The organism is Leptospira harrisiae, assembly GCF_002811945.1.
Lineage (GTDB): Bacteria > Spirochaetota > Leptospiria > Leptospirales > Leptospiraceae > Leptospira_A > Leptospira_A harrisiae.
In genome coordinates, this window is sequence record NZ_NPDX01000005.1 from 39725 (window position 1) to 53281 (window position 13557).

At 38.5% G+C, this 13557-nt stretch carries 12 protein-coding genes; 10 read left to right on the plus strand and 2 right to left on the minus strand.

The genetic code is table 11. From position 1 onward, the window contains the following. The first annotated feature begins 69 nt into the window (after window positions 1-69). Genes CH364_RS14930 through CH364_RS14970 form a run of 9 tightly spaced genes read left to right on the plus strand, consistent with a single transcriptional unit; the run spans window position 70 to window position 7908 of the window. Window positions 70-780, plus strand: a complete 711-nt coding sequence (locus tag CH364_RS14930; protein WP_100743698.1) for a 7-carboxy-7-deazaguanine synthase QueE — start codon at window positions 70-72, stop codon at window positions 778-780. After that, the gene (locus CH364_RS14935) at window positions 780-3623 is read left to right on the plus strand and encodes a DEAD/DEAH box helicase (RefSeq protein ID WP_100743697.1); all 2844 of its coding nucleotides are present in this window, start codon (window positions 780-782) and stop codon (window positions 3621-3623) included. The genes CH364_RS14930 and CH364_RS14935 overlap by 1 nt, the downstream gene beginning before the upstream one ends. Before the next feature lie 39 nt (window positions 3624-3662). After that, window positions 3663-4928: a dicarboxylate/amino acid:cation symporter gene (locus CH364_RS14940; protein ID WP_100743696.1), complete on the plus strand. Its 1266-nt coding sequence runs from the start codon at window positions 3663-3665 to the stop codon at window positions 4926-4928. Further along, entirely contained in the window at window positions 4915-5766 is an 852-nt protein-coding gene (locus CH364_RS14945) for an SGNH/GDSL hydrolase family protein (protein WP_100743695.1), read from the plus strand. Before CH364_RS14940 ends, CH364_RS14945 begins: the two co-directional genes overlap by 14 nt. Window positions 5767-5768: 2 nt before the next feature. Then, window positions 5769-6584 carry a hypothetical protein gene (locus CH364_RS14950; RefSeq protein ID WP_100743694.1) on the plus strand — a complete coding sequence of 272 codons (816 nt, stop codon included), beginning with the start codon at window positions 5769-5771 and terminating at the stop codon, window positions 6582-6584. A gap of 1 nt (window position 6585) precedes the next feature. After that, window positions 6586-6903 carry a TRL domain-containing protein gene (locus CH364_RS14955; RefSeq protein WP_100743693.1) on the plus strand — a complete coding sequence of 106 codons (318 nt, stop codon included), beginning with the start codon at window positions 6586-6588 and terminating at the stop codon, window positions 6901-6903. Continuing rightward, window positions 6900-7145 carry a hypothetical protein gene (locus CH364_RS14960; protein WP_100743692.1) on the plus strand — a complete coding sequence of 82 codons (246 nt, stop codon included), beginning with the start codon at window positions 6900-6902 and terminating at the stop codon, window positions 7143-7145. Before CH364_RS14955 ends, CH364_RS14960 begins: the two co-directional genes overlap by 4 nt. A 49-nt stretch (window positions 7146-7194) precedes the next feature. Then, entirely contained in the window at window positions 7195-7464 is a 270-nt protein-coding gene (locus tag CH364_RS14965) for a TRL-like family protein (protein WP_244280420.1), read from the plus strand. 54 nt (window positions 7465-7518) lie between these two features. Then, on the plus strand, window positions 7519-7908 hold the full coding sequence (locus CH364_RS14970; RefSeq protein ID WP_243401336.1) for an Ig-like domain-containing domain: 390 nt from the start codon (window positions 7519-7521) through the stop codon (window positions 7906-7908). Between the two features lie 131 nt (window positions 7909-8039). Here the strand turns inward: CH364_RS14970 and CH364_RS14975 are convergent, their stop codons facing one another. Continuing rightward, on the minus strand, window positions 8040-10187 hold the full coding sequence (locus CH364_RS14975; RefSeq protein ID WP_100743690.1) for a sodium-translocating pyrophosphatase: 2148 nt from the start codon (window positions 10185-10187) through the stop codon (window positions 8040-8042). 70 nt (window positions 10188-10257) lie between these two features. On the opposite strand from CH364_RS14975, the gene CH364_RS14980 reads away from it, so the two are divergent. After that, a complete protein-coding gene (locus CH364_RS14980) occupies window positions 10258-11427 on the plus strand; it encodes a tetratricopeptide repeat protein (protein WP_100743689.1) in 1170 nt (389 codons plus the stop codon). 106 nt (window positions 11428-11533) lie between these two features. Here the strand turns inward: CH364_RS14980 and acs are convergent, their stop codons facing one another. After that, window positions 11534-13498 carry an acetate--CoA ligase gene (gene acs, locus CH364_RS14985; RefSeq protein WP_100743688.1) on the minus strand — a complete coding sequence of 655 codons (1965 nt, stop codon included), beginning with the start codon at window positions 13496-13498 and terminating at the stop codon, window positions 11534-11536. Window positions 13499-13557: the final 59 nt, after the last annotated feature.

The window sequence follows — 13557 nt, forward strand, 5'->3', positions numbered from 1 at the left end:
AAGCAAATTCTGAATTAATGTTTTCGCAAGAACAATTTACCATAATCTGACATAGAAGGAATCATCACAATGTTTGGAAAAATTCATGAAGTTTATTCTTCCATTTCAGGCGAAGGAATTTCACAGGGAATCCCTACTGTCTTTATCAGATTTGCCGGCTGTTCCTTACGTTGTGGCAAAACGGATTCAAGAGCATTGTGGTGTGACACTGCCTATGCTTTGGGACCAAACCAAGGTATAGAAAAAAGTTTAGAATCAATTTGGTTAGAGTTAGAAAACTTAGATCCACATCACGGCTACCAAGTCCTGCTGACTGGAGGCGAACCTTTAGAAGGAAAAAATCGAGATCTCTCTATTACAATTGCGAACAAAATCTACAAACATAGAACAAGCGCGGGATTGCCTTACCCTGCGGCACGTGTGGAAACAAACGGAAGCGAAAAAATCACCGAGGATCCTTATTTTATTTTCACAATGGACTACAAATTACCGGGTTCTGGGATGGAAGACCGAATGGATCAGGAAAATTTTCGGATTCTAGAAAAGAGACATAATTCACTTGACGAAATCAAGTTCGTTGTGCGAGATAGAATCGACTTTGATAGAAGTATCGAAGTCATTCGCGAACAAAAAATACACACAAATATATTGTATTCGCCAGTCCACGGTGAAGTGGATGCCAAAGAACTAGTTGAATGGATCAAAGTAGACAACCCACCTAAGTGTCGTTTGTCGCTTCAAATTCATAAAGTGCTTTGGGGAAATCAGAAAGGAGTTTGATGGACATCCCTACTCAATTAAGTTTAGATTTTGAAACAACGGTTGAACCAAAACAAACAAATGAGTATGGGTTTCTCATCGATGAACCAGAGTTAGGTTTAGCAAAAGTTACAAAAGAGTCTCCCACTTCTGTGGAACTATTTTTTGAATCGAAAGAAATTTTTCGAAACGTTAACAAATCAAACAAAAACTTACAGTTTTTAAATCAATACCCCGATTCTCTGCGCGTTTGGGAAGAATTTCCAAAGGCAATGGACTTGGCACTTGCGGCAAGCCAACTTAAACTCACTTATAATTTTAATAAACTTTCTTCTCTTTCGAATTCCAGAACTCGATTGTTACCTCACCAAATTGAGTCCACATTCATTGTGGCTAATAGTTTAAAACCAAGATTTATCTTGGCGGATGAAGTGGGCCTAGGAAAAACCATTGAAGCTGGTCTTGCGGTAAAGGAACTTATGTTTCGTCGTGGCCTCAAACGTGTGCTCGTAGTTGCGCCTTCTCCTCTTCTTGTCCAATGGCAACAAGAGATGAAAAATAAATTCAATGAAGAGTTTGCGATTGTTCGCAGAAGAAATTTTGTTACAAATGGTCCAGATCATTGGAGAAATTTTAATAAAATCATTACTTCCATCGATTTTATCAAAAACCCAAGATATGCTGAAGAAATCCTAGGAACCAAATGGGATATTGTTGTTTTTGATGAAGCACATAGACTTCGTCGTGATTATTCTAAGATTACTCGTGGATATTTGTTTGCAGAGAAAATTGCTAGAAAAACAGAATGTCTCCTCCTCCTTACTGCTACACCATTTCGCGGAAAGTTAGAAGAACTTTTTTACCTGATGCACTTGGTTGATCCGAATATCCTTGGGCCGTATCATACTTTCGTAAACGACTATGTGGTTGGTCAAAAAGGTGATTTAAAAGAAAAAATCTCAAAAGTTCTCCTTCGTCGCCGTAAAGTAGAAGTGGGTGGATTTACCAAACGTTTTGCCAAAACGGTTCGTATTGATCTATCTCCCATTGAACGTGCGTTTTATGATGAAACTACTGATTATGTAAAACGAGAATACAATATGGCAATGGGAACTAAAAACCGTGCCATTGGATTTGTAATGGTGGTTTTCCAAAAACTTTTGGATTCCTCTGTCATTGCACTTCTTTCTGCCTTACAAAAAAGAAAGTTTATGCTGGAATCCAAATTCCATTACATGAAAGAACACGAAACCACTTTGGATGATTGGGATTTAGATGAAACGGAAGGTGTCGAAGACTTCATCACCGAATTAGAAGATGAAGAGATGTCAAGTTTCCAAAGGATCAAACGAGAGCTTTTTACTTTGAACCGACTCATTCATTTGGGAAAACAAATCAAAGAAGATAAAAAAACTCAAAAACTAAAAGAAACTCTTTATCGTTTAAAAAAAGAAGGTCATAAAAAATTCATCATCTTCACACAATTCAGAACCACACAAGACCATTTACAATCGGTACTAGAACCTGACTTCAAAGTTTCACCTTTCCATGGTTCCTTAAGTATGGATGAAAAAGAAGTAGCGATTCAAAAATTCAAAGAAGATTTCGAAATACTAATTTGTACGGAAGCAGGTGGGGAAGGTCGTAACCTACAATTTGCAAATATACTTTTTAATTATGACTTACCTTGGAGCCCACTAAAAATCGAACAACGAATTGGAAGGATCCATCGTTTTGGTCAAAAAGATAATGTTTATATCTTTAACTTTGCTTCCAAAGATACAGTAGCAGAAAGAATTTTAGAAGTACTTACAAATAAAATTCGTTTGTTTGAAGAATCCATTGGTGCTTCTGATGATTTACTTGGAACCATCGAAGAGGAACTTGATTTCAATTCAAGCTTAATGAAATTTGTAACGGGTACAAAAACCAAAGAAGAATTAGAAACGGAATTTGACCTTCGCATCCAAGTTGCTCAGAAAGGTTTTGAAAAACTCAATGCACTTGTAACACCAAAAGTTTTAGATTTTAACTTAAAAGATTATTACGATCACACTCTCGAAGAAAGAGAATGGAACAATAGCCATCTTGAAGAAGTGGTAGCCCAAGGTTCCAAGTTTTTCCAAGCACATCTTCCAGGAACTTTAACTTCTGTTGGCAAAGGATCCTACGAATATAAAAATGCCGAAGGTAAAGTTAAAAAAGCTACCTTTGATTCCGACCTGGCGCTAACGAATGACTCTCTCGAATTTATGGCCTTTGGTCATCCATTTGTAGAAAAAGTTACCGAGTTACTCACTCAAAGTGATGTGGGACGTAAAAAGAAATATTTACACTCAAATACTTTAGGCCAAAAAATTCTTTTTGTATTCCAAGTGGAATTCGATTTTTCTCTCAAACGAAAAGATCTTTTCTTTATCGAATTTGATCTAAAGAAAAAGAAAACTCTAGTTTTTACAGAAAAACCAAGCGATTGGACAGAAGCAAAGACATATGTCCCAGAAAAAGAAATTCCTTTGTCAAAGTTAGAAGAAGCCTTTATTCATTGTTATCCGATTGTTGAAACAGAAGCAGAAACAAAAAAAGAAATTCTCAGAAAGGAAACATTGTCTATTTTTCAAAAAGAAGAATACAAAGTAGAACTTTCTCACCAAAAAACCATCCGACAACTCGAAGAAAAATTAATGCGCCAAGAAGCCGCTTATAAATGGGACAATCGTCCTGAAAAAAAAGCAGTACTTCATAAAACAATGAAAGAAATCCAAAGAGCAAAGGATGAGTATACAATAGAAGTTCGCAAAATCAAAAATGGGGCAAAAATTTTCCACAAAATCCGACTTTTTCAAACTTACATAAGTATTTAAATTCATTTACATAGAATTTCCAAAAGTTAGATTTTGGGAATGTTCTTTGCCAAAATTCCTTTTTGGATTCAGATTCTCGTATCCTTAATGTTAGGTTTGTTTTTTGGGATCCTATTGAATCCTGAAACGGGCTATATCTCTGCTCTTACTTTAAAACCTTATCTACCATGGATGAAACTACCTGGAGATACTTTTCTAAACTTACTCCAAATGATTATGATTCCGTTGGTGATTGTTTCCATTGCTCTTGGAGTCTCTAGTCTAAGAAATTTAAAAGATCTTTGGAGTTTGGGAAGTAAAACACTTTTGTATTTTATTTTTACAACAATCGTTTCGGTAAGTATTGGGATTACGCTGACTCTGATCATCAAACCTGGAAACCATATCCAAAATCAAACAAACGTAACAACTCAGAACATAACTTCTACAAACTTGGATGAAAAAAGCGAATCCATCCCGGAAATCATTGCCAACATCATTCCGAAAAATTTAGTCAATGTTTGGTCCAAACAACAAATGTTATCTGTTGTGTTTTTCGGAATGATCTTAGGAATTTTTTTCCTAACCTCACGGGATTCGGGAGCTGCACTAAAAGCATTTTGTCATTCGCTAGAAAGTTTTTGTCTTTGGGTTGTTGCAACAGCGATGAAACTGGCTCCTTTAGCTGTTTTGGGACTTATGAGTTATGCAATGGTTCAAATTGGATTTTCTCTTTTACTTGGACTTGTTTCGTATATTGGAACTGTTCTCTTTGGACTTTTTTGTATTTTGATTTTTTATGGGATTTTGATTTTTCTTTTTACAAGAAAAAATCCAGTCCGTTTTCTGAACCAAGTTCGCGAAATTCCTTTACTTGGTTTTTCTACTTCCAGTTCCAGCTCCGTACTTCCTTATTCCTTAAAACTGGCAAAGGAAAAATTAAAATTAAAAGAAACAGTCGCTGACTTTGTTCTTCCTCTTGGCGCAACAATCAATATGGATGGAACTGCTTTGTACCAAGCAGTTGCAACAGTGTTTCTAAGCCAAGTATACCAAGTAGTTTTAAGCCCTTTAGACTTGTTTCTGTTAGTTGGTACGGTAACTGCGGCCTCGATTGGCACTGCTGCCACACCGGGAGTTGGGCTTGTCATTCTTGCTTCTATCCTTTATACTTTCCAAATCCCAATCGAAGGAATCACAATTCTTTTTGGGGTTGACCGCTTTTTAGATATGTGTAGAACTTCAGTAAATCTGACCGGCGATTTATCTTGCGCATTTATCATGGACTATATCTGGAAGGAAACAAAACCAAATGAAAAAACTTAAATACACACTCTTGTTAGGGATAATAACGTTCCTAACGCATTGTGATACAAAAAAAGACTATCTTGATGGTATTGGAGCCAATATACTTTGTACATCATTTGCTGTATGTAAAGGTGAAACTCCAGCCAAAACCGGCATTATTGGCGACAGCTGGACAGACATTCTACTTGGATTTCCCTTTGTAGAAACACTAAGACCACAATTAGAAAATCGCTTTCAGTATAAATTTGTAGGTGCCACTTTAGGAGGACGAACTTTACAGCAAGTAGTCAGTCAAGGACTTCAATTCCAAGTCATCGATCAAGGTGGAGCTGACATGAAAGTTGTCATTCTATCTTTAGGAGGAAATGATATTCAAGCAAACCTTTCCGAATATATTGGAAAGATAGATAGCGTCCAGGCACAACGCTTAGCAACATTAAAAGCAAACCTTAAACATTTAATCATTACGGGCAATGCATATAAAGTTGCTCGCTTTGGAGGAGCTCCATTAAAATGGATCATCCACGGGTATGACTACCCAAATCCTTATATGTCACCAGTAATTGCTGGATCCGATGAAGGTTGTAAATCTAAATTTGATAGGGTGGGTCTGATTGTTTCTGATGCAGCCGTATTTACAGCATCTCAGGTGGATGGACTTAACAATCTACTTGTAGAAGTTACTCGTGAAGAACCTGCGCTGATTTATGTCGATTTAAGAAACACTTTAGGTGGAAAACCAAATTCTCGTGCAGAGCTTATGTTGGATTGCATTCATGCAAATAACTTAGGTTTTACGATGTTAGCGGATAAACTGGCTAGAGCTATTTATCCGATTACAAATGTAGGATTTTAACAATGAAAAATAAAATTATTCTAATATTCTCCTTTCTTTCTTTAGCTGCTCCTCTCTTGTCGCAATCGTCAAACTCTGGTTTTGCGCATCCCCTTCAAATTGAGCCAATTGCTGTCTATACTAAACTCCGGGGTAATCTCAGTTACTGGGACAAAGACTTCAATCAAGTCAAAGAAATTAACAAAAATATAAACATTGAAGGCGAGTATAAATTCACCGAATCGTTCTCAGTTGTCTCTTCTATTGGGCGAAATCAATATTCTCAAACAGATACGGCGAAAGAAATCACATGGGATCGTTGGAACGCTGGAATTAAATATGGTAAAATTTTTGAAAACGGTTCTTCTCAATTTTTAATTGGAGCTGGATTACGACTTTATGATAAAAAAAGAAATTCAGAATTTAGAGAAAGAGAAAATCCAGATTTTTACTTAATCCGACCTAATTTTGGATTAGGCTACAAATTTGGTATCTTCCAGATTATGTCAGAGTTTCGTTTTCAGACAGAAACGAATAAGCATGGCAAAGAATCACATTTTGAAGAATTCAAACGCTATTACCAAGTTGGGATTGCTCCTTCCTTTGCCATCGCAGATTCAGTTCGAATTTTTACAGAACTAGAATATAGAGAACCTTTGGACAAAATCGCTGATAAAAACTTAAGGTATTTTAATCTTTATCCCGGGATCTCAATGAACACAGAAAGTTTCGGAACATTTAGTTTTTCTGTGTTATTGGGTGTTTTACCAAAAGCAGATAATGCAATGGATAGAGGAGTTCGTTTTTCATATTTCTACTTCTTCGATACAAGCCAGTAATATGAGATTAAATTTATTTTTCCCGTTGGTTTTCTTTTTTTTCCAATGTTTGAGCATTCAAATTGGAAATCCATCGGGGACTTTATTTAAAAATAAAGGCCAAGAGGGCTGGTTTTCTCCGGGAAAGGTACCTTCACCAACTGATACATACGTAGAATCATGTACAACTAACTACTTCGGTTTGGTGAGTATTGGAAATGCAAGTTTAGATTATATCTCTCGCCATTCTCGACCGAAAGAAATTCATAGTTTGGATCATTATTACAAAAATCAGTATTTCTTTTTCCAAGAACTTTGTTTACGCATCACAGGCCGATGAAACAGAATATTGATTCACTGAGCGAGTTCGCAAAAAAAATTAAAAATGGACTCATTTACGAAGAAATCGAATCCAAATTAAAAGAATTCCATTCCAAAAAAAACAATATATCGAATAAATCATTGGATGCTTTAACCAACAAGATTCGAAAAAAAGAAGAACAAATTGAAAAACTCTATGATGATATCATTATACTACAAAACAAACTTTCCAAAATTTTGGACCAGGAACTTAACAAATAAACTTATCTTACATAGGACTCTGATTTTTACTGCAATCGCTTGTTCATTCTTGTCCATCTCTTGTGCAAGCTCTGGTTTTGGAACACAAGGCCTTCTCTACGAAGACCAAAAGATTAGCATGATGGAAACCGGACTTTCTGCTTCCAAAGAGGGAATTGCATGTGCCAAATCCTATTTAGGCCTTCTAGCTCTAGGAGATGCTTCCGTAGAATCCTCTCAGAACAATGGAAATATCAGAGAAATTGCGTCTATTGAACTAGAAACTTACAATTTCTTGGGGATTTACGCAAAACTATGCACAATTACCAAGGGAAATTAGTCGAAACTAAATCTAGAACCTATGAGTGCATGGAAGAAAATTCATATATCATTCTTGTTAGTTTTTTCCTCCTTAAACTGTCTTCCGGAGCCGCAACCTTCTCTTTTAGGAATCCTCGTTCTACCTTTAGTCACTCAGACCTCAGCTAACTTTACCATCGAAACAACAAACCCTAGTAATGGTGCGACAGGTGTTTCATTAACTCCCACAATCACTATTGTAATGACCCAGGCAATCGAAGCCACAACTCTCAATACAAATATTAGTTGTTCTCCTTCTTGCCCAAGTCTCAGCGGTGGTGCCTCCAACCGAACCATCACCCTAACTCCAGCCAGTGCTCTGATCACCGGAACCACTTACACCATCACTTTAAATCAGAACATTCAATCTATTTTTGGATTAACCCTCGGCACCAACACCAGTTTCAGTTTTACAACTCTATAAAAAAAGCCGACGTCTCCGCCGGCTTCTCTCTTTCATTCCCCATTTAAGGAAACTAGAATTGATTGTTTGTATTCGGTAGATTCCTTTGAATCAAAGACCTCTACTAAATTTTTATGGTCTCACTTAATTTCTTATTTAAAGAAATTTAAAACGATCCCGCCTTTGGTTACAAAAAACTCAGCAAACACAAGTGATGTGATCGCCATAAGTTTAATCAAAATGTTGATCGCAGGGCCAGAAGTATCTTTGAACGGATCTCCTACTGTATCACCCACAACCGCAGCTTTGTGTTTTTCAGAACCTTTTCCACCAGCTGTTTTTTCGATGTATTTTTTAGCGTTGTCCCAAGCTCCACCGGAGTTTGCGGATGAGATCGCAAGAACCACACCAGAAACGAGGGCACCAGCAAGAAGACCAGCAAGTGACTTCACGCCAAACAAATAACCAACGACAATCGGGCTTAGAAGAACTAGGAGACCTGGAGGAATCATTTCCCGAAGAGCAGCTGAAGTAGAAATATCCACACACTTAGCATATTCTGGTTTTGCAGTTCCTTCCATAAGGCCTGGAATTTCTTTGAATTGGCGACGAACTTCTTTTACCATATCAAGAGCTGCCTTTCCTACTGACTTCATAGTCATCGCAGAAAAGATAAAAGGAAGCATAGCACCAAAAAGAAGCCCACCAAATACGAGTGGATCAAGTAGTTCGATCGAAGTTAAATCAATCGCACCTTCACCCATTTCTTTAGAAGCATTTTGTGTTCTAGTGATAAACGCTGCAAATAAGGCAAGGGAAGTAAGAGCCGCCGAACCAATCGCAAAACCTTTTCCTACGGCCGCAGTTGTGTTTCCCGCTGCATCCAAGTTGTCCGTTCTATCACGAACTTCTTTTCCAAGCTCGGCCATCTCAGCAATCCCACCCGCGTTATCAGAAACAGGGCCGTAAGCATCAATCGTCAGACCAATTGCAATGGTAGAAATCATACCGATAGCAGCGATTGCGATTCCATACATACCCGCAAGGATATTGGAAACGACGATCACGATCACAAGTAAAATCACAGGAACCACAGTGGATTTGTAACCAAGTGCCAAACCATAAATGATGTTTGTTGCCGCACCGGTTTCACAAGCGTCAGCCACTTCGCGTACTGGTTTGTAAGAATGAGAAGTGTAAATCTCAGTGATCCAACCAATGAACATACCAGCAAACAAACCTAATGCGACTGATGTATAAACATTCCACTTAGTGATAGTTTTGTCTCCGATTTGGAAACTATCGATCATAAAGATATCAGTTACAAAATAAAGAGCTGCAGCTACGATGAATGTAGAAATCCAAAGTTGGAGTTTGAGAGCTTTTTCTACGTTTCCACCTTCTTTCACTCGAGCAAAGAAAGTAGTGATAAGAGAAGCTGGGATTCCAATCGCAGAAATTAATAGCGGATAGAGGAGCGCCGAGTTATTGTCAGCAAGTGCCGATGCTGTTGCACCAATCACAAGAGCTGCACAAGTTGCTTCCGCAGCAGAACCAAAAAGGTCAGCACCCATACCAGCAATATCACCCACGTTGTCCCCTACGTTATCAGCAATGGTTGCTGGGTTACGAGGATCATCTTCTGGAATTCCTTTTTCTACCTTACCCACAAGGTCAGCACCAACGTCAGCGGCTTTGGTATAAATACCACCACCCACACGACCAAAGAGAGCAACCGATGATCCACCAAGACCAAAACCAGCTAGTGATTCCATAAGGATGTGTTTCGCAACACCTACATTTGTTCCTGTGAATAGAAGGAAAAGACCGATCATTCCAAGAACCGCAAGACCGATGAGACCAAAACCCATTACGGCTCCAGAGTCATAAGCAACACGGAAAGCTTTGGAAAGAGAAGTTTTTGCGGCTTCTGCTGTACGAACGTTACCAGCAGTCGCAATTTTCATTCCTATAAAACCAGAAAGGCAGGAAATGAGGGCACCGGAAACAAAAGCAACAGCAGTATAAATTCCTTCGTTGAACTCAGTTTTTGGGTTATCCAAAAGTAAATAAATGAGAACCGTCATGAAACTGATGAATAGCAAAATGACTCGGTATTCTCTGAGAAGGAAGGCCATTGCCCCTTCTGCGATCGCAGCGGAGATTTCTTTCAATTTAGCGGTTTCTTTTTCGCTGCCGCCGCCTGCGCCCACTTGGATGCGAACCACCCGAGCTGCGTAGAATATCGCCGTGACTATGGAAACCAGTGCCATGACGATGATGATTAACTCTACATTCATGAGATCCTCTTTGAGATTGTTTATTTGAATTTCTAAGATTATTTAGAAGATGACCGATGAGAATCCATAGATGATACTTCGGTCTAGGAGAATATGGCAATTTGGTGTTCTGGTAACAAGTCTATTTCTGGTTTCGAGGCCAAATTTAGCGCAGACAGAGGTTCTGAACCCCGTTAAGGTTTTTTATGGATACGAAGATCTTTTGCGAATGGCTGAAGATAAAATTGTCCAAGAAACACCGGCCAAAGCCTTTGATTTTCTCATCAAAGCCAAAGAATTAAATCCAGATCCGGACTATCGGTACTATAATTTAGCCGCACGCGCCCATATGAAGTTAGGGCAGGTCTTTGATGGAATCCATTCCTATGAAGAATCTATCAAAAAGAAAAAAGACCAACTTGATTTGGTTTTGTATGTCGCTGATTTTTACGAAAAAGAAAGAAAACAAAAAGAAGCTTTGTTCTATACCAAATTGTATTTAGAACAAAAACCAAATGCTAAGTACAGATTGTATACCGCGGCCATTTTATCCAGACAACTCGGTTTAGAATCCGATTACGAATCCTATATTCAAATATTAGAATCAGACAAAACTTTTGTTTCTGAAAAAGATGCCTTACAAACAAGTCTATTAAAAAATATCAAAAGCAAAAAATGGAAAGAAGCAGATGATTTGAGTTTGCGGTATTTGGTTTATTTTCCTCGTGAAGAAGGGATGTACGAAACCTTAATTTTGGCTCGGAGAGGAAGGCAGTCTGAACTTTTAGAACAAGCCTACCAATGGACATCTACAGTTTTTTTAAATGAAACCAGATACTTTACGAGGTATGGAGTGTTTCTTCAAGAAAAACAAAGATACTTGGAAGCCTTATCTTTATTTCGCCGGGGATTTTACAATTTACTCAAATTTTATCCAGATTCGGATGCTGGTGAAATTTTATTTCTCATTCGTCAAAGTTATGCGAATCTTGGAAAAGATAGAGACACCCTTGCCATCGATTCTTTGGTGAAAGATTTTAAAAACCAAAACAAACTCACTGCTACAGAATTAGAAAACCACCAATACACGTATCGTAAAAACAGAGAGTATTTGTTATTTTGTATCCACTGGTTTTCCAAACGAGATGAAACAAAAGCAAACGAATATCGGAAAAAATTAAAAGATAGGGATTTGGAATTCGAAGAATCTGAATTCCTGCGGGTGATGGGAGTATTTTCCGCTCTCCCGCAGGATCTTTAAAACAGGTAGGACCCAACTCATAGAAGAAGTTGGGATTTTAAAACCATCTTCTTCCTAGTTAGTTTTCACCGAAGGAAGAAGAACTGATATTTCCGAAAACCTAATCTTAACTATGAAATTTTTTCTTATCATCAATTAACGACTGTACTACGGATGGATCAGCGAGGGTACTGATATCTCCCAAAGTATCAAATTCGTTATTGGCAATTTTTCTTAAAATTCGGCGCATGATTTTCCCTGACCTAGTTTTCGGAAGCCCCGGAGCCCAGTGGATGACTTCTGGCCTTGCAATTTTACCGATCACTTTTTCTACCATGGCAATGAGTTCTTTTTTTAAGGCATCATTGGTGGTCACTCCATGTTTCACAGTCACATAAGCATAAATCCCTTGGCCTTTGATATCATGTGGAAATCCCACAACCGCAGCTTCGGCAACTGATTTATGTTCAACAAGAGCACTCTCCACTTCTGCAGAACCAATTCTATGTCCCGACACATTGAGTACATCATCGACTCTTCCTGTTATGCGAAAGTATCCGTCTTTGTCTTTGTTGGCACCATCACCTGTGAAGTAATACCCTTTGAATTGCGAAAAGTAGGTATCAAAAAACCGTTTTGGATCGCCATACACACCTCGCATCATGGAAGGCCAAGGTTTCGCGATACATAGATTTCCAGAGATTTCTCCTTTGCCTTTGATCTCCACCCCTTCGTTGTCCACAAGAACAGGTAGGATTCCATAAAATGGCCAACTCGCCGAACCTGGCTTTTGTGGGATGGCTCCGGGAACTCCAGAGATCATAATGGATCCAGTTTCTGTTTGCCACCAAGTATCCACAATCGGGCATTTTGATTTACCAATATTGGTATGATACCATTCCCAAGCTTCTGGATTGATAGGCTCACCCACAGAACCAAGAAGTCTTAAAGAAGCTAAGGATCTTTTTTTAATAGGTTCGATCCCTTCTCGCATCAGTGCTCGGATGGCCGTCGGTGCTGTGTAAAATACAGTGACCTTATATTTATCAATCACATCCCAAAAACGACCGGCATCCGGATAACTCGGAACACCTTCAAACATGAGAGATGTGGCACCATTGGACAAAGGTCCATAGAGAATGTAACTGTGTCCCGTAATCCAACCAATGTCTGCCGTACACCAATATGTATCTGTATCTTTATAATCAAAGATGGTGGCAAAGGTAAGATTGGCACCGAGCAAATATCCTGCTGTGGTATGGAGGACACCTTTTGGTTTTCCCGTAGATCCTGAAGTATAAAGAAGGAAAAGTGGGTCTTCGGAATCCATGACGACAGGAGGGCATTCTTTTTTGATATCCGTTTCTTTCATCAGGTAGTGGTACCAGTGGTCTCTACCTTCTTTCCAATTCAAATTTCCTTCGTCTCCAGTTCGCTTAACAACGATTACGTCTTTGACTTTGTATTTACTTTCTTCTAATGCAACATCCACATTTTTTTTCAGTTCGACTGGTTTACCACCGCGATACCCACCATCAGCAGTAATCACAAGTGTAGGTTTGCAATCTTCAATCCGGCCGAGTAGGGCTTCTGGCGAAAATCCACCAAACACAACAGAGTGTACCGCACCAATTCGTGTACAAGCAAGCGTAGTGATGGCAAGTTCTGGGATCATAGGAAGGTAAATGAGAACTCGGTCCCCTTTTTTCACATGGAACTTTTTTAGAACATTGGCGAAATGATTTACCTCACGGTGGAGGTCATGGTAAGTAAGGACTTTGGATTCATCAGGATTGTCCCCTTCCCAAATGAGAGCTGCTTTATTTTTGAGAGGCGAATCTAAATGTCTGTCTAAACAATTATAAGAAACATTGAGTTTCCCACCAACAAACCATTCTACTTTTGCTTTGGCAAAATCGTGTTTGAGAACCTTAGTCCATTTTTTAAACCAAGTCAGGCGTTTGGCTTGTTCAGCCCAAAACTTTTCTGGTTTTTCAATTGATTCTTTGTATTTAGTTTTATATTCTTTTAAACTAACGTTCGCTAATTTAGCGAAGTCTTTGGACGGTGCCACGATTCTTTCTTTCGGCATAGATTCCCTCTAGAGAAAGAATGCTGAACTTTTTTTTAAAAAAGTCCAGCATGAATCTG